This is a genomic window from Pseudoalteromonas sp. CO342X, assembly GCF_004208915.1.
Taxonomy (GTDB): domain Bacteria; phylum Pseudomonadota; class Gammaproteobacteria; order Enterobacterales; family Alteromonadaceae; genus Pseudoalteromonas; species Pseudoalteromonas maricaloris.
This window is the reverse complement of the sequence record NZ_SGPH01000033.1, coordinates 122,058-138,819: the sequence shown is the minus strand read 5'-3', so window position 1 is coordinate 138,819 and position 16,762 is coordinate 122,058. Positions and strand designations below refer to the sequence as shown.

The following is a 16,762-nucleotide window of genomic DNA, read 5'->3' as shown; positions in this document are numbered from 1 at the left end:
GGAATGCGGCACTAGCTCAGCTGGTAGAGCGCGACCTTGCCAAGGTCGAGGTCACGAGTTCGAACCTCGTGTGCCGCTCCAAACACTTGTTTTAGGTGTATAAACTAAAAAATGTAATGCGGCACTAGCTCAGCTGCAGTAGGTAATCAACGCGACCTTGCGTAATTACCGACAATATAATGAGCTAACTATGGAATGCGGCACTAGCTCAGCTGGTAGAGCGCGACCTTGCCAAGGTCGAGGTCACGAGTTCGAACCTCGTGTGCCGCTCCAACTCTCCTAAATATCCTTGTTTTTCAATCACTCTAAAAAAACCTTGCAGATATAGTCTTATTCCACCAATTTTTCATAACAAACTGATTGCTTAATTTTAATGCTACGCGTAAAATACGCGCTCTTTCGGCCTTACTATTATCGTTCCTTGCCTTACCCCGACTGGCCGAAACGGGACAAGGCTATACTAACCGTAAGGAATATCCATGCGTCATTACGAAATCGTATTCATGGTTCACCCAGACCAAAGTGAGCAAGTACCTGGTATGATCGAGCGTTATACTGGTGCTATCACTGAAGCTGGCGGTACTATTCACCGTCTAGAAGACTGGGGTCGTCGTCAACTGGCTTACCCAATCGAAAAGCTTCACAAAGCACACTATGTTCTATTGAACGTTGAAGCACCAACTGAAGTAATCAACGAGCTTGAAACTTCTTTCCGCTACAACGATGCAGTGCTTCGTAACCTAGTTATGCGTACTAAAAACGCGGTAACTGAAGCGTCTCCTCTTGCAAAAGAAGAGAAAAAAGAAGCAGCTTCTGCTTAATCGTTGTTGATTTCGGATTTGACTAACCTTTCGAGGTAATGGTGAGTAATCAGGTTGACCTGTATACCAATCAATATCTGCTTTCGGGCGTGATTTGTAAAACACCTAAATTTAGTCAAAGCCCAGCTGGGATCCCACATTGCATATTTGTACTTGAGCACAAATCAATGCAATTAGAGGCTGACCTTACTCGAAATGCCTACGTGCGTATTCAAGTGGTTGCCAGTGGAGAACAGTTCCGAAACCAAACTGAGCATTTATACGTTGGGCAAGCATTACAAGTTCGCGGTTTTATAAATCGCCACGAGAGCCGAAATGGCTTGAGTCAGCTGGTATTGCACGCACAACATATTGAAAGAATTAATTGAGGAAATTACTCATGGCACGTTATTTCAGACGTCGTAAGTTCTGCCGTTTTAAAGCGGAAGGCGTACAACAAATTGATTACAAAGATCTGGCTACTCTTAGAAACTACGTAACAGAAAGTGGCAAAATCGTACCTAGCCGTATCACAGGTACTAGCGCTAAATACCAGCGTCAGCTAGCAACTGCTATCAAGCGTGCTCGCTACCTAGCCCTTCTTCCATACACTGACTTACACAAGTAAGCAGCTGATTACTAGTTTTTAAAAGGTGTAGAGACATGCAAGTTATTCTACTAGACAAAATTGCAAACCTAGGTAGCCTAGGTGATCAGGTTAATGTTAAATCTGGCTTCGCACGTAACTTCTTATTCCCTAAGGGTAAAGCAGTTCCTGCAACTAAATCTAACATTGAAACTTTCGAAGCACGTCGCGCTGAGCTTGAAGCGAAAATCGCTGAAGAGCTAGTTGCTGCACAGGCACGCGCTGAAAAACTAGAAGCACTAGCTGAAGTAACTCTAGTTTCTAAAGCGGGTGACGAAGGTAAGCTATTCGGTTCTATCGGTACTCGCGATATTGCTGATGCTATCTCTGCAGTAGGTGTTGAGGTTTCTAAGTCAGAAGTTCGTCTACCTCTTGGTACTATCCGTGAGACTGGCGAGTTCGACGTAGCTATCCAAGTACACTCTGACGTTACAGCTACGATCAAAGTAATCGTAATTGCTGAAGCTTAATTTTTAATTGAGCTTAAAAAAGCCGTGTATTTTTATACACGGCTTTTTATTCACTTAATTTACCTTAATGAGCTCGAATTTCGGGCAGTAAAAACCTAGCTAACAGATATTCTTAATGCTGAATGCATTGAATATTAAAAATATTGGCTTTGTTGGCATCCAAATCTTTGGCTGAATTAAGTAACCCCTCGAAGAAAATCATAATAATAATCTTATTCATACCAATTTAAGGTGTGACATGGATGATCCTCTCGCTCAAAGTTTGCCTTATATCAAAAGGCAATACTGCTGTAATGTGGTGTAATAAGTTTCCTTTTTAGAAACTTTCGCTCCATGTTATGTTTACATATTATAGGTTAATCCTTTTCTTTGTCTTTTGTCTGTCATAAAGTGGAATAAAATGACAGCGCTATCAATTTAGTGGTGGAATAATTAAATGTCTGTAAATAAAGGTTTTACGCTTACGGAGCTATTAATTGCCGTTGCAATAGTGGCGATCACAGCTAGTGTGGCATATCCGTCATATGTGGAATACGTTCAGGATGGACGTCGTTCGCAAGCACAGCAGCAAATGTTGGAAATGGCGGGGGTGATCGAACGCATATACAGCCGCAATAGTGGCTACCCTGATGCGAGTTTACTTACAGATTTGCCTGAGTCTAAATTCTACACGTTTAAATATATTCCCACTGATAAACCAAATGGCGCAGTTGGGCAATACCGTAATTTAGGATATCAATTTACAGCCACGCCAATAGTAGGAAAAGCACAAGCGGCTGACAGGTGTGGTGTGCTAAGTATCAACCATCTTGGTGAACAAGGACCGAAGAACAATGATTGCTGGCAATAGACATTTAGGGTTTACCTTGCTTGAGCTGCTTATTTCCATGGCAATACTTGCAATTTTAGCTTCGATAGCTGCGCCAAGTTTTATAAAGCAAATTCAGCAAGACAGACTTACGACGCATGCTAATCAACTGCAGGCGGTATATCGCTTGGCCCGCAGTGAAGCGGTTCGACGTGAGCAACAGGTATCACTGGTCGTTGAGGACAGCGACTGGGTTGTGAAAACCAATGAAAATGGCCAATTGACCGAAGTGGGGCGGTTTTCTATTAAACACAGCTCGATAGAAGTGGCACTGGCCGACCAAGTTGTGCGCGAAAGTGGCGAAGTGCTGGCGACAAACAACATATTGATCACCGACAACATTACCGATACCCAGGATTATCGTTTATGTGTGCTGGTCAGTGGTCAAAGTTGGTTAGCTGAGGCGGAACAAAATTGCAGTTAAGTAAGGGGCTTTCTCTCATTGAGGTCGTGGTGTCAATGTTGGTGGCTGGGCTAATGTTGCTTGGTCTTGCTGCGACGCAGCTTAAGTCATTACAGTTTGCCTCCAATAGCTTTCAATACACGATGGCGTTAATTCATGGTCAAAACGCAATTGAGAGAATATGGCCCTTGTTATGTGAATTGCAACATAACAACAATGATATGACGCTCGCCAATCCACTTATTCAACAGCTGCATCCTGCGGATAGTCGCTTTACGTTAGTGTTGCCTGCGACCTATAGCAATAACATGCAGCTTACGGTGAACTGGGAAGATAAGCGAGTAAAAAACCCTGCTGAAAACCAAATTTCTTTGACTACCAGTTACCCAAATGTTGAGGATACTTGCTCTCCACCACCAGGAGGAGGCGTATGAAACAAATAAAGGGATATACCTTACTGGAACTCATGGTTGCTATGGTTGTGGGGTTAGTATTGGTGATTGGGATTGCAACGTCATACACGTCGATAAAAGAAACGGTGACGACAAGCCAGCAGCTTGCAACATCGCAAGAGATTGTTCGCTATACCAATCGAGTGATGATGCGCAGCATCAAGCAAACTCAGGAAGTCCCTACTGTGACGGCGACCGATATTACGATCCGCCAATTGGCAGGGGTCCCCGCTTGTGATGGCAGTGTCCCCATGGTTGACTACACTGAGCGCTATTTTTTACAAGATGGGTATTTAGTGTGCGATCGCGGCACGGGTGATATCAATCTTTTGAAGGGGGTAACTGGACTCACATTTGCAACCGATGCCAGTGGTCAGTTAATTACAGTCACAATACAGGGTAGTAGTTTTCCGACACAATACGGTGCAGGCATACAGATGAATTTTTACGCTGGATTAGGTAGCTAATACAATGAAACAACAACAAGGTTTTACACTGGTTAAAGTGATGCTGCTCGGCGGCATGGCTAGCGTTGTGGTATTCGCTTCCCTCAAGGAAGGTGTTGTACAAGAAAGATTAAGTGGTAACTTCCAAAAAGACATTAATGCAAGATTAGTGGCTGAACAAGGGATCAGAGAATATCGTCAAAAGCTGGATGCGGCGTTAAGTGGCAATCCGCAAGACGTCAATGCGCTGATAAATGGTATAAACAAAACAGGTAGTGGAACGATCACTGATTCGCAATATCAGATCTCGGTTAATGCCAATGGCAATGAGTTTGAAATTGAAAGCTTAGGTCAGCGTCATGGTGAGCACGCGAACCATCGACTAGTTGCACGCTTCGAGTTACAGCCAGCAGCGAAAGAGTCCATATTCCAAAATGCGGTGACTGGCTGTAAAGGTGTGAATCTATCTGGTAGTGGCTCTGTCGATAGCTATGACTCATCGAAAGGCACTTACGAAGAAACAAAAAGCCATGATGGTGATGTACACACTGTGGTAGGCGATGCAGATGTGGTGCTATCAGGTCACTCTCCGATTAAAGGCGATGTTGAAGCATCTGGTGTGATTTACTTAAAAGGCTCTTCACCTATTTTGGGTGACGTTAGGTCAAATACCGGGGTAGATATTTCGCCGTCATCAAGCGGTATTAGAGTGGAAGGTAATGTATACAGCCGCGGCTTTTTTACGCATAGAGGCGGCAAGGTCCAAGGTTATGTGCGTGCCATGGGTGATGCGAAAATGGAGTGGGGCGCTGAGATCCTCAACCAAAATGGCGATGCGTTCGATATTCAATATACTGGCAGCGGTCAATTTAAAGATACTGGCTTGCAAGTTCAAGATGGCGTGCATTACTCCGATGCTAAATTTAGAGTCGCTGACTTAGTGGTTGAACCGGTAAAAGTGTACGATCCAGATTCTCCCGACTATGACCCTGCAAAGCCAAATAAAGAATGTGATCCTTTGGCGTTGCCTTTTAATATGGATAGCATCATTGATCCAAATAACGACTTTTCTTCCTTAAATGTAGGGGCGCAACAAATCTTACACTTTAAACCTAAGCAGGCTGTGTACGAGCGTAATGGCTCGAGTGTGTATGTTGCAAAAGAGCACACCATTTATTTGTTCCAAGGGGTAGATCAGAATCTCGGCACCGCGACAGAAAAAACGCAGCTCGCGTTTCCATTTAAAGGGTTGAAGTTAGGATCGGATGGCAAAATCAAGATCTCTGGTGGCGATGTGATTTGGTTGATTGATGGGGACCTGAAATTAACCGGCGACACCCATATCTGGATAGAAAAAGAAAGCTCTTTGACGGTGTTCACCACTGGCAAAGTTTCTATTGGCGCAAGTGCTAAGGTCATTGCTGAGCAAGAAGGCTTAACCAAGAAGAGCAAACTGCCGGTGTTTAGCGTGTATTCTTCTTTTGATGGCCCTAATGGTTTTGTATTTAGCGGCGCATCATCGCTATATGCTGCTATTTATTCACCGTTAACTTCTATTCTGTTAAATGGTAGTGGGCAATTGTACGGTACAGTTCGAGGGGCATCGATTACTGGTACCGGTGGTACAGGGATCCACTTTGATCAAGCATTAAAAAATTCGGGTATTGGTGTGCAGCCGCCAGGGCAAAAGCCGACATTGGTCTTTAAGGGCTGGCACTATAAACCCTATCAAGTTGCCGATGAGAGTGAAGCTAAAAGCGCTGAGTAACTTTCCTAAGTGGAGCATCAGGCTCCACTTTTTGCTGCTAAATAAAAAAGTAAAAATTTTTCCAACCCATTTAAACCATTTCTGGTTTCGCCCGCGTCTAAATAAGTACTTTATAAAAAAGTAGAAATTGGCAATTGAGCGTTGGTGACTTTGTTTGTTCCATTCGATATGCGAAGATGAAGGAATCAACCCAAAGGAACAGACGCATGATAATTAATGCCAAAGAGGCATTTACACAAGAACAAACCGATGCGCTAGTGGCTAGATGTCAGCAAGGGGATCAAGGTGCATTTCGCGAACTATTTGAGCAACATCACCGTCGCGTATATGCATTATGTCTTAGATTGCTCGCTGAGCCCGCTCATGCAGAAGATGCATGTCAGGAAGTTTTTGTGCAATTGTGGCAAAAGATAGACCAATTTAAAGGGCAATCACAATTTACGACTTGGCTTCATAGTGTGACCAGTAATATTGCTATCAGTTATCTTAGAAAGCAAAAAAACTGGTTACAAAAGGTCGTAAGCTTTGAACAATCCGGATTGGATGAGCAAGGTGCTGAGCAGCTGGGAGAGCTAAATGGCCTCGATAAACTTATTGTCAGATTGCCGGAACGTGCCAGGTTGGTCTTCGTATTACATGCTGTCGAAGGGTATCGCCACGAGGAAATTGCCAATATGTTAAACATGGCCGTAGGGTCGAGCAAATCGCAATATCACCGAGCACGTAACTTATTACAGGAGTGGTACAACAATGACTAAACCATCTTTTGATGAATTTATGCATACCGCACTGAATGACGAACAGTCGCAGCCAAAGCCACAACGTGACTTATGGCAAGGCGTTGAGCGTGCAATCAATCAAGCACAACCGATACAACCGCCAAAGCAAAATAATTGGCAAAAGTTATCTGGTATTGCGGCGTGTACTATTGCGGGTTTACTCGCTTGGCAAGTCATTATGAATCAGCCTAAGCAAGACTCACTGGCTAATATTAGCGCTTTTTTTGAGCAGCAAAAACAGTCTTTACTGGTTCAATATGAAACGCAGCCAGCGCTGACTTCTGATTGGCAGACACAATTGCAAGAGCTCGAGCAGGCGGAACAAGCGATTAAGTTGTCTTTAAAGCAAGATCCTGAGAACGCTGCGCTGTTAAAAATGTTAGCTCAGGTTTATCAGCAGCAACTCGACTTAATCAATAAGGTTCACCAACCTCGTTGGCAACAAATTTAGGAGAATTAGGATGAAAGCATTAATTATTAGCCTAGCGGCGCTACCTGCGATAGTGTTCGCCGGAGAATCTATCGATAAAGAACTATCGGTTCCTGCAAATGGTAAAGTTGTCATCGAGAATCAGCGCGGTGACGTAACGATAAAAACATGGGATAAAAACGTTTTTAAAGTGACTGGCGAGTTAGACGATAAAGCCGAGGGTTATAAACTAGAAACCTCTGGTGAGGTAACCGAGTTTATCGTGAAGATGCCAAGACGCTATAAAAGTTGGGGCGGTGGAGATGGCTCTAAACTTACTATTTACATGCCTCGTAGCAGCGAATTAAATTTTGAAGGAGTGGTAGTTGACGTTGAAGCTGCTGATTTAACTGCGGGCGCCCGTATCAAAACGGTCAACGGCAATATTAAAGCGAGTAAAATCAGCGGTAAAATTGCACTAGAAACGGTAAATGGTGATATTGATAGTCGTGACTTAGATGGCAATATTCAGTTTGAAACCGTCAATGGGGACATTGAGGATATCGCTTCGAGCGGTAAGCTAAGATTTAACGCGGTTAATGGCGAAATTAAAACGCAAACCACTGCAACCGAGCTGCGCTTAGAAAACGTCAATGGCGAAGTCGAGTTGAAGATGGCAGAGTTAAAAGACTTACGCTTATCCACCGTTAACGGCGAAATAGCAGTATATGCAGCAAAGTTACTGGACAACGCCAATATAAATATGGACAGCGTTAGTGGCGATATTGAGCTTTATTTCCCTACGGATGTATCAGCAAGGTTTGAAATCAACGCGCATTCAGGCGGCCATATCACCAATGAGCTAAGTTCAGATCAAGTTAAAAAAGCCAAATATGGCCCAGCTCGTTCACTTGAGTTTGTGCTTAACGGTGGTAATGCAGATGTAGAAATCGATACCGTTAGCGGCAATATTGAGCTAAAGCGTAACTAATACGCACTTTCATCAAATAACAAAAGGCCAGAGTTTCCCCCCAAACTCTGGCCTTTTGTTATTTGCACTTATGGGTAGACCAGATACAATAGAGGGCCTTCAATTTCTCAATGTTGTGATATGGCTAAACCAGATATACAAGTCGATACCTTAAAAGTTCCACCGCACTCAATTGAAGCTGAGCAATCTGTGCTCGGTGGCTTGATGCTAGATAATGAAGCCTTCGACCGTGTTGCGGAATTGGTGGTGTCTCATGACTTTTATACCAGAACCCATAAGCTGATCTTTGAAGCGATGGAAAAGCTGGTAGAGCTTAGTCAACCTATCGACTTAATCACGATTTCTGAGAATCTAGAAAAGAACAATCAGTTAGAAATCATAGGTGGTTTCTCCTATCTTGCTGAGATTGCTAAAAACACGCCAAGTGCTGCAAATATTGATGCATACGCGAGTATCGTACGTGAACGTGCGGTTGTTCGCGAAATGATTGGTGTGGCGAATGAAATAGCAGAGGCAGGCTTTAATCCTGAGGGACGAGATAGCCATGAGCTGTTAGATTTGGCTGAGAGCAAGGTATTTAAGATTGCTGAGCAGCGCACTAAAAGCACTGAAGGTCCGCAAAGTATTCACAGCATCCTAGAGAAAACCGTTGATAAAATTGAAGAACTTTACCAATCTCCACAAGATGGTGTTACCGGGGTAAGTACAGGCTACGGCGACTTAGACAAGATGACAGCAGGACTGCAGCCTTCTGATTTGATCATTGTTGCAGCGCGTCCGTCGATGGGTAAAACCACGTTTGCGATGAACTTGGCTGAGCATGCCGCGATGACGCAAGATAAGCCGGTACTGATCTACTCGCTAGAGATGCCTTCAGAACAGATCATGATGAGGATGCTCGCCTCACTCGGCCGTATCAACCAAACCAAAGTACGTACCGGTCAATTAGATGATGACGATTGGGCACGTTTGTCATCCACCATGGGCTTACTGATGGAAAAGGGCAAGATGTACATAGATGATGCATCCGGTCTTACGCCAACGGATGTGCGTTCACGCGCTAGACGAATTGCACGCGATCACGGTGGGATCAGCATGATCATGGTGGACTACTTGCAGCTCATGCGCGTACCGAGCCTTTCGGACAACCGTACGCTTGAGATTGCTGAAATTTCTCGTTCATTAAAGGCACTAGCCAAAGAGCTGCAGTGTCCAGTTATCGCGCTTTCTCAGCTTAACCGTACGCTAGAACAACGTGCAGATAAACGTCCAGTAAACTCTGACTTACGTGAATCAGGCTCTATCGAGCAGGATGCCGACTTAATCATGTTTATTTATCGTGATGAAGTTTACAACGATGATAGTCCAGACAAAGGCACGGCCGAAATCATTATAGGTAAGCAACGTAACGGCCCGATCGGTAAGGTTAGGTTAACCTTCCAAGGTCAATACTCTCGATTCGATAACTATGCGGGTCCAGCAATGGACGACGAATATTAACTGTCAATTGAGTAGTGAAATGCGACTAGCGAGTGCTGAAATCGATTTAACCGCGCTGAGAGAAAATCTACAGCTAACGCAACAACTGGCGCCAAAAAGTAAGATTATGGCGGTACTTAAGGCCAATGCGTATGGTCATGGTTTGGTTAAAATAGCTCAGCATTTGCAAGATGCGGATGCATTCGCTGTGGCGAGAGTTGATGAAGCGCTCGCGCTTAGAACAGGTGGTATCACTAAACCAATTGTCTTGTTAGAAGGTTTTTTTCATCCTTCTGATTTACCTATTTTACTTGCCAATAATTTGCAAACTATAGTGCATGACATTTCTCAGCTTGAAGCCATTGAGCGTGCTAATTTAGATGCGTCGCTTACAGTTTGGCTAAAAGTAGATACTGGTATGCACCGTCTTGGTGTTGAGCCTGAAGAGTTTGAAGCATTTTATGCCCGCCTTAAGCGCTCAAAAAATGTTGCTGATAAAATCCACTTAATGACACATTTTGCTTGTGCTGATGATATCAAAGACAATAAAACCGAAGTACAGCAAGTACTATTTAAGTCTTTAGTTGGCCAAAGTCACGCACCATTGTGTTTGGCAAACTCCGCGGGGATCATAGGTTGGCCAGAATCTCATGGCGACTGGATCCGTCCGGGCCTAATGCTTTATGGCGTTTCACCTATGCTTGCGCGTGTTGGCCAGCAACACGGTTTAAAGCCAGTCATGCGCTTGACCACTAAAGTTATTGCCATCAAGCGGGTGAGAGCGCATCAAGCGGTGGGATATGGCGGACGTTGGCAATGTGAACAGGATACCTATCTTGCCGTTATTGGTGTTGGCTATGGAGACGGTTATCCCAGACACGCCAAAATTGGCACTCCAGTGGTTATTGGTAACCAGCGTTATGGCATAGTCGGCACCGTGTCTATGGATATGATCAGTGTGAATATTGGTGATAACCCCAATGGCATTCAAGTTGGTGACGAAGTAGAAATGTGGGGACCAAACCTGCCTGTAGAAGAAATAGCACAATGTGCAGATACTATTCCATATGAGCTGCTGTGTAACGTCACCCCAAGAGTAAGCTACGAATACATCGAAGGCTAAGCGCTTAGCCTTTTCTGTCACCTTGAAGCGTTGCGATAACGCGTCTGGCACCACCATGGTCACGATGCTCACCGAGATAAATACCTTGCCAAGTACCTAAACGCAGGCGGCCCTCAGAAATGGGAATGGTTACTTCACATCCTAAGGTGCTGGATTTGATATGTGCTGGCATATCGTCATCGCCCTCATAGTCATGTCGGTAGTAGCTTTGCCTCTGTGGTACAAAATGATTAAAGTGGCTTTCCATATCCATGCGTACCGTTGGGTCCGCATTTTCGTTAATTGTTAGGCTGGCGGAGGTGTGTTGTATAAACAGGTGCAGCAGCCCTATACGATAGTCATGTAATTCTGGAAGCTGAGAGATAATCTCGTCGTCTACCAAGTGAAAGCCTCGTTTTCGAGGCTTCAAGGTAATTTGTTTTTGAGTCCAACTCATAAAGTAACGTGTGCTTTTAACTATTAGGCGAGTTTGTCGAAGCTGACTTCGATATTGGCATTACCGTCAGGAGAGGTGAATGGCATAATAAGTTTAGGGCCATCACATTTATGGGTGATAGTATGGCCTGGGCCTGAAACAACAACCGGTGTTGCCATATCAAACTCGTAGCCTTTTTCGCCGAGCAGGTTTTTAGCACCGCCAGTGACCATGTTGGTGATTTCACCAACCATATCAGTGACGTCTTCATTTATGGAATCTGGGCGTTCACCAAGCATACGCTCCATAATGGTTAGCGCTAAGTTCTCTTCAAAGGTGATCGAAAATGACCCTTTCGTCTGTGGACCAACCATGCCAATCAGACCCGATACATCACCTTGTGCGACTTCGTCTTTCTTCACTTTTGGCTTACCCGGCGTCAATTCTGTTTGCGCCATTGTAGCCAATACATTGATTAGAGATGATAAAAAGGGGTTGATGAACTCTACATTCATATGGACTTTCCCTTACGCATTTTTAATAAATTAGTGTCGCTCTTAGTGATAAGTGTAGTGGGCTTTTTTGCTCACTGCACTTAATCTTTACATTTTTCGCAACGGCCATGAGCCTCGATGGTTTGCTCTGTAACTACAAATCCAGTCTCAGCAGCTAGGTTGTTCAGTTCATGCGAAATCGTGTTTGAGTGTAACTCTTGAACGTTACCGCAACTATCACAGATCAGTAACTGCACTGGATGTGTGTGGTCGAAGTGGTGGCAAAGCATAAACGCATTAGTGCTTTCTATTTTATGGATAAAACCCAACTCAGAAAGAAAGTCTAAGGCACGATATACGGTAGCGGGTTTTGCAGCCGCTTCCGTTAACTTGAGCTCTTCAAGTAAGTCGTATGCGCCAACGCCACCTTGTTTAGAGGCGAGTAGTCTAAATACTTTTTCTCTAATAGGAGTAAATCGTGCACCACGGTTGTCACATACTTGCTTGGCTTTGCTAACTAGTAACTCTATATTCATGATTCAAAATCCTTACACTGCCTTGCAATACTAACATATTATTTTTATTAGTCTTGTGTTTACCCTGATTTATTATCTCAAGTGGATATTCGGGCGCGATGTTGCTTTTAAAGTTTGTTTTTCTTGCTAAGAAGAGCGCTTAACTGGTTCGATCTTAGTATGGTAAAAGGTTTCAAACTGTGCTGCAGAAAGCGGCTTGCTGATCAGATATCCTTGACCAAAATCACACTCCAGTTGCTGCAATAAACGCAATTGCTCCAGCGTCTCCACGCCTTCGGCGACTACCTTCATCGATAAATTATGCGCCATGGCAATAATGGTTTTAACTAAGGCTTTAGACTCGCGAGTGGCGAGCATATCGCTGATAAAACTGCGGTCGATTTTGAGTAAATCAAAGGGGTAATGACGGAGATAGTTCAGTGACGAATAGCCCGTACCAAAATCATCCAAAGATAATTTAAATCCTAACTGATGTAATTGGGTTAGGGTCTGTTTTACCTGTGCCTGTCCTGAGATCAGTACGCCTTCTGTGATCTCCAACTCGATAAAGCGATTGGCAATCGGGATGTCTTTTACTAATAGCTCTATCTGTTTCAATAGGTTAGGATCTTTAAACTGCCTAGGTGATAAATTGATTGCGATACGGATGTCGGAGTCTAAGTGTTGCTGCCATTGGTGTGCTTGGTTAATAGCAGTTGAGAGCACAAACAATCCGATGTCGATGATCAAACCGCTTTGTTCTGCGACGGGAATAAACTCCGCAGGAGAGACATTACCCAGTGTTTTACTGTGCCAGCGGAGTAAAGCTTCCGCGCCAAATACATCACTGTCTTCAATATAAAATTGCGGTTGGTAAAACACTTCTAACTCGTTTTCATTCAGTGCTACGCGCAATGCTTCCTCAATTTCAATGCGCCGAGATAACTGTTGACTCATCTTCTGATTAAATAGACAGTAGTTGTTGCGACCATTACTTTTGGCATTGTACATTGCGGTATCAGCGCAGCTAAGTAATTCTTGGGGGGAGTTCGCGTCTAAAGGATAGATAGCAACGCCTATACTGACTGAAATATTAAAATCTTTATCGTCGACAATAATGGGATGGTGAAAAAGTTTGATGAGCATATCGGCAACAGAGGTAATGTCTGCAGTGTGCTTAAACCCTCCCATCAACACAATAAACTCATCACCACTAAGCCGTGACACGGTATCTTGCTCACGTAGCGATTGCTTGAGCCTTTCTCCTGAAGCGATGAGAATTTGATCCCCCGTTTCGTGTCCGAGTGAATCATTGATCCTTTTAAAATCATCTAAATCAATAAAAAACACTACCGCAAGCTCATCGTTGCGTTCCGCATCAAACAGTTGCTGTGCTAGCCGCTCCATCGCTAAAAAGCGATTTGGTAAATCGGTCAATGAGTCATAAAAAGCGTGATGTAAAATGACTTCTTCTTGACGCTTTTTCTCGGTGATATCTCGCACTGCGATAACTAGCTGATCTGTTCCTGGAATAGGAGATAACCGAGCTTCGAATAGCTTCGCTTGATCAGCAATTGTCAGTGGATATTCTATTTGGGTTAATTGGTGGCGCTGATTGGCAGACTTGATGGCTTGGCTAAATTGTTTAGCTGCGTGGGAGGGCAGTACCTCCGCCATTTTCTTGTTGATAAACTGCTCAGGCGACATATACAAGTCGTCTGATTTTCCGGTATGGCATTCTAAGATGGTACCGTCCGTATTGATTATAAAGAATATATCCGGTAAAGCCTCAAAAACACTATTAATAAGAGCGTGACGGCGCTGTAATTCCTGAGTGCTTTGTAATTGTTGTTGCCAGTTTTTCTCTAACGTTTGTGCCATGACATTGAATTGCTTAGCAAGGACTCCAAGCTCGCCATGTCCCACGATGTCGGCTCTACTGCTCAAAGACTTTGTGGATAATGCATCGCCTACTTGGATCAGTCTTTTGATTGGTTTATGAATGAAGTAATGGGTAAAGCTTAGTAGCGCAATAATGATGAGTATCAAAAACACCGCTAAAATACTCGCCTTCGTTATCAATTGTTGCTTTAACGAAAGAAAAACGGTGCTTACGTCATAAATAGCAACCAGCCTAACTACATCAGCGGACTCAGCGACGGGCACTTTAGGTGAAATGGGAATGGCTGCGAGAAAGTGCTGCTGATTTGGGTCAAATGCTACAGTGAGGTCAAGTGTGCGTAGTGTTGCTGTCGCTTGCGCCTGACTGATAACTTGATTAAATACTTGTAGTCCAGTCGCTGAGTGTTGGGTTTCGTTGATGAGCGTTTCTCCTTGAATAAGGAAGAGTGCTTTATATTTACTGTCAGAATGATAATCCTCGAGAGTCAGGCTAACTTGATTATTGTTGCCCTCCACAAACTCAGTAAAAAGATGTTTACCTAAATGAGTTAAATTTTGTCTTAGTTTGGTCTCATAGCTTTCGAGCAGCATGTCTCGTTGGCTAACATATGATATGGAGATGATAAGAGACGAGATCACCAAGCCACAGAGTACCGTGCCCCAAGTCAGCGTTTGTTTTAAATTTATAGAAATAACCCGATTACTCATAAATAACCAATTCAATTACCTCAATCCCGATTAGGATTTTCATTTCAATGCGATTACCCAGACCGTGCTTCTTGCTCTTACGCGAATAAACGCGTTTACTTTTTTCTGCAGAGTGATCCATCACTAGTGTAGTCCAGCTGCAAAAACCTGTATCAAATTTGGGCGAATATTCTCGTGGTAGAGCGAGTGCTATGGCAATGGATTGTTGAGTTTTCGCATTAGGTCCAATCTCGTTTTCTTTCGCTTTGACCGCAAATGAATTGCTGTAAGCAATTTGGCTTTTTATATTGGTTAAAAAGAAAACAACAAAAGAGAAAATAATGAATAAGGTAGTTAAATGCACGCTGGTTAGTATGCTTTGTGCATCAGTAAGCTCAGCGGCTCTCGCTTATGACAGGATCACCGGAAAAGCTTTTGCTAGCCGCTCTGAGGTGATTGCAACTCAGGGCATGGCGGCAACTTCTCAACCACTGGCAACCCAAGTCGCAATAGAGGTATTGAAGCAAGGCGGAAGCGCCATAGATGCTGCAATTGCAGCCAATGCCATGCTTGGCTTAGTTGAGCCTACAGGTTGCGGTATTGGTGGCGACTTATTTGCGATTGTGTGGGACGCGAAGCAACAAAAGTTATTTGGTCTCAATGCTTCTGGGCGCTCACCAAAAAGCCTTTCGCTAGCAAAATTACAGCAGCAAGGCGATACAATTCCAAGCTATGGGCCGCTTCCCGTTTCTGTACCCGGTGCGGTCGATGGTTGGTTTGAACTGCACAACAAATTTGGCAAACTGCCAATGAAACAGTTACTTCAGCCCAGTATCGACTACGCTAGAAGCGGCTTTCCAGTTTCTGAGTTGATTGCTTATTATATGCAGCGCTCGGTGTCGGCCCGTGAGCAATATACCGGATTTAAAGAAGTGTTTATGCCAGAGGGTGAAATGCCTAAAAAGGGGGAGATATTTAAGAATCCGGCACTCGCTAATACCTATGAGTTACTTGCAGAAAAAGGCCGCGATGCCTTTTATAAAGGCGAAATTGCTAAAGAAATTGACCGTTACATGAAAGCCAATGGTGGATACTTAAGTTACCAAGACTTGGCTGAGCACCACAGTGAGTGGGTTGACCCCGTAAGTGCTGATTATCGCGGCTACACGTTATGGGAACTACCTCCTAATGGTCAGGGCATTGCCGCCCAGCAAATTCTCAATATTTTAGAGGGCTATGATATCAAGGCAATGGGATTCGACAGCCCAGAGTATATTCACACCTTTGTTGAAGCAAAAAAACTTGCCTTTGCAGATAGGGCAAAATACTACGCCGATCCAGACTTTAATGAGATACCCGTCGCGACGCTTATTTCGCAAGCATATGCTGATAAAAGGCGTGCATTGATTGATCCAAATAAAGCAGCTAAACGCGATCATGCAGGGCCTGTAGAAGGGGATACCATTTATCTCACGACTGCCGATAAAGAAGGGAATATGGTGTCGCTGATCCAAAGTAATTTCCGTGGTATGGGCTCGGGTATGACTCCAGCTAAGCTTGGCTTTGTATTACAAAATAGAGGCGAGCTGTTTGCGTTAGATAAAAATCATTACAACGGTTATGCGCCGGGAAAAAGACCTTTTCACACCATTATTCCTGCCTTTGTCACAAAAGATGGTAAACCATGGATGAGTTATGGCGTGATGGGAGGCGCGACTCAACCGCAAATGCATGCGCAGATCCTCATTAACATGATTGATTTTGGTATGAATCTACAAGAAGCGGGCGATGCGCCTCGAATTTTGCATAGTGGTTCATCGCAACCAACCGGTGAAATCATGACTGATGGAGGGTATGTTAGTCTCGAGTCTGGTTTTTCCATGGAAACCCGTAGAGAGCTGATAAAAAAGGGTCACAAATTACAAGAAGCAGTTGGTCCCTATGGTGGTTATCAAGCGATTATGCGAGATGGTAAAACTGGAGTGTACTATGGTGCATCCGAAACAAGGAAAGATGGCCAAGCAGCAGGTTACTAAAAGCCTGATTGAGTGGTGAAATCAACACGAATTGTAACAGTTAAAGCGCTTCGCTTTTTGTTATCTTGATGTAATATCA

The 16,762-nt window shown here is 43.9% G+C and carries 20 protein-coding genes and 2 tRNA genes; 17 read left to right on the top strand and 5 right to left on the bottom strand.

What is annotated here, in order from left to right; translation table 11 throughout:
• Positions 1-5 precede the first annotated feature (5 nt).
• From EXT47_RS14990 to alr, 16 genes are all read left to right on the top strand, one after another.
• A tRNA-Gly gene (locus tag EXT47_RS14990) sits at positions 6-81 on the top strand.
• 116 nt (positions 82-197) lie between these two features.
• A tRNA-Gly gene (locus tag EXT47_RS14985) sits at positions 198-273 on the top strand.
• A 206-nt stretch (positions 274-479) separates the two neighbouring features.
• Positions 480-821, top strand: a complete 342-nt coding sequence (gene rpsF, locus EXT47_RS14980) for a 30S ribosomal protein S6 (RefSeq protein ID WP_010368810.1) — start codon at positions 480-482, stop codon at positions 819-821.
• A 38-nt stretch (positions 822-859) separates the two neighbouring features.
• Positions 860-1,189, top strand: coding sequence for a primosomal replication protein N (gene priB / locus EXT47_RS14975; RefSeq protein ID WP_010368809.1), 330 nt, complete (start codon positions 860-862; stop codon positions 1,187-1,189).
• Between the two features lie 11 nt (positions 1,190-1,200).
• Positions 1,201-1,428 carry a 30S ribosomal protein S18 gene (gene rpsR / locus EXT47_RS14970; protein WP_002962753.1) on the top strand — a complete coding sequence of 76 codons (228 nt, stop codon included), beginning with the start codon at positions 1,201-1,203 and terminating at the stop codon, positions 1,426-1,428.
• 35 nt (positions 1,429-1,463) lie between these two features.
• Positions 1,464-1,916, top strand: a complete 453-nt coding sequence (gene rplI, locus EXT47_RS14965; protein ID WP_010368808.1) for a 50S ribosomal protein L9 — start codon at positions 1,464-1,466, stop codon at positions 1,914-1,916.
• A 436-nt stretch (positions 1,917-2,352) separates the two neighbouring features.
• On the top strand, positions 2,353-2,766 hold the full coding sequence (locus EXT47_RS14960) for a type IV pilin protein (RefSeq protein ID WP_099028967.1): 414 nt from the start codon (positions 2,353-2,355) through the stop codon (positions 2,764-2,766).
• Positions 2,750-3,208, top strand: coding sequence for a GspH/FimT family pseudopilin (locus EXT47_RS14955; protein WP_130126965.1), 459 nt, complete (start codon positions 2,750-2,752; stop codon positions 3,206-3,208). Before EXT47_RS14960 ends, EXT47_RS14955 begins: the two co-directional genes overlap by 17 nt.
• Positions 3,199-3,621: a prepilin-type cleavage/methylation domain-containing protein gene (locus tag EXT47_RS14950; RefSeq protein ID WP_240701624.1), complete on the top strand. Its 423-nt coding sequence runs from the start codon at positions 3,199-3,201 to the stop codon at positions 3,619-3,621. Before EXT47_RS14955 ends, EXT47_RS14950 begins: the two co-directional genes overlap by 10 nt.
• Positions 3,618-4,106 carry a PilW family protein gene (locus EXT47_RS14945; protein WP_130126964.1) on the top strand — a complete coding sequence of 163 codons (489 nt, stop codon included), beginning with the start codon at positions 3,618-3,620 and terminating at the stop codon, positions 4,104-4,106. The genes EXT47_RS14950 and EXT47_RS14945 overlap by 4 nt, the downstream gene beginning before the upstream one ends.
• 4 nt (positions 4,107-4,110) lie before the next feature.
• Complete coding sequence (locus EXT47_RS14940; RefSeq protein WP_130126963.1) at positions 4,111-5,853, top strand: polymer-forming cytoskeletal protein; 1,743 nt, start codon at positions 4,111-4,113, stop codon at positions 5,851-5,853.
• A 206-nt stretch (positions 5,854-6,059) separates the two neighbouring features.
• Positions 6,060-6,611: an RNA polymerase sigma factor gene (locus EXT47_RS14935; RefSeq protein WP_010368802.1), complete on the top strand. Its 552-nt coding sequence runs from the start codon at positions 6,060-6,062 to the stop codon at positions 6,609-6,611.
• Positions 6,604-7,083 (top strand): hypothetical protein, encoded by a 480-nt coding sequence (locus EXT47_RS14930; protein WP_045987985.1) that lies wholly within the window; start codon positions 6,604-6,606, stop codon positions 7,081-7,083. The genes EXT47_RS14935 and EXT47_RS14930 overlap by 8 nt, the downstream gene beginning before the upstream one ends.
• Positions 7,084-7,093: 10 nt before the next feature.
• The gene (locus EXT47_RS14925; protein ID WP_069021359.1) at positions 7,094-8,032 is read left to right on the top strand and encodes a DUF4097 family beta strand repeat-containing protein; all 939 of its coding nucleotides are present in this window, start codon (positions 7,094-7,096) and stop codon (positions 8,030-8,032) included.
• 120 nt (positions 8,033-8,152) lie between these two features.
• Complete coding sequence (gene dnaB / locus EXT47_RS14920) at positions 8,153-9,532, top strand: replicative DNA helicase (protein ID WP_039494088.1); 1,380 nt, start codon at positions 8,153-8,155, stop codon at positions 9,530-9,532.
• Between the two features lie 19 nt (positions 9,533-9,551).
• Complete coding sequence (gene alr / locus EXT47_RS14915; protein WP_039494091.1) at positions 9,552-10,634, top strand: alanine racemase; 1,083 nt, start codon at positions 9,552-9,554, stop codon at positions 10,632-10,634.
• Positions 10,635-10,638: 4 nt separating this feature from the next.
• Here alr and EXT47_RS14910 read toward each other — a convergent pair whose 3' ends face one another.
• The 5 genes from EXT47_RS14910 to EXT47_RS14890 form a co-directional block, all read right to left on the bottom strand.
• Positions 10,639-11,070: a secondary thiamine-phosphate synthase enzyme YjbQ gene (locus EXT47_RS14910; protein WP_039494094.1), complete on the bottom strand. Its 432-nt coding sequence runs from the start codon at positions 11,068-11,070 to the stop codon at positions 10,639-10,641.
• Positions 11,071-11,093: 23 nt separating this feature from the next.
• Complete coding sequence (locus EXT47_RS14905; RefSeq protein WP_010607100.1) at positions 11,094-11,564, bottom strand: chemotaxis protein CheX; 471 nt, start codon at positions 11,562-11,564, stop codon at positions 11,094-11,096.
• An 80-nt stretch (positions 11,565-11,644) separates the two neighbouring features.
• On the bottom strand, positions 11,645-12,079 hold the full coding sequence (gene zur / locus EXT47_RS14900) for a zinc uptake transcriptional repressor Zur (RefSeq protein ID WP_039494096.1): 435 nt from the start codon (positions 12,077-12,079) through the stop codon (positions 11,645-11,647).
• A 126-nt stretch (positions 12,080-12,205) separates the two neighbouring features.
• A complete protein-coding gene (locus EXT47_RS14895; RefSeq protein WP_223193494.1) occupies positions 12,206-14,668 on the bottom strand; it encodes an EAL domain-containing protein in 2,463 nt (820 codons plus the stop codon).
• Positions 14,661-15,011, bottom strand: coding sequence for a hypothetical protein (locus EXT47_RS14890; RefSeq protein ID WP_226899333.1), 351 nt, complete (start codon positions 15,009-15,011; stop codon positions 14,661-14,663). Before EXT47_RS14890 ends, EXT47_RS14895 begins: the two co-directional genes overlap by 8 nt.
• Between EXT47_RS14890 and ggt the strand changes: the two genes are divergently transcribed.
• Positions 14,989-16,683 carry a gamma-glutamyltransferase gene (ggt, locus tag EXT47_RS14885; RefSeq protein ID WP_130126962.1) on the top strand — a complete coding sequence of 565 codons (1,695 nt, stop codon included), beginning with the start codon at positions 14,989-14,991 and terminating at the stop codon, positions 16,681-16,683. The two genes, EXT47_RS14890 and ggt, sit on opposite strands and share 23 nt — an antisense overlap.
• The last annotated feature ends 79 nt before the right edge of the window (positions 16,684-16,762 follow it).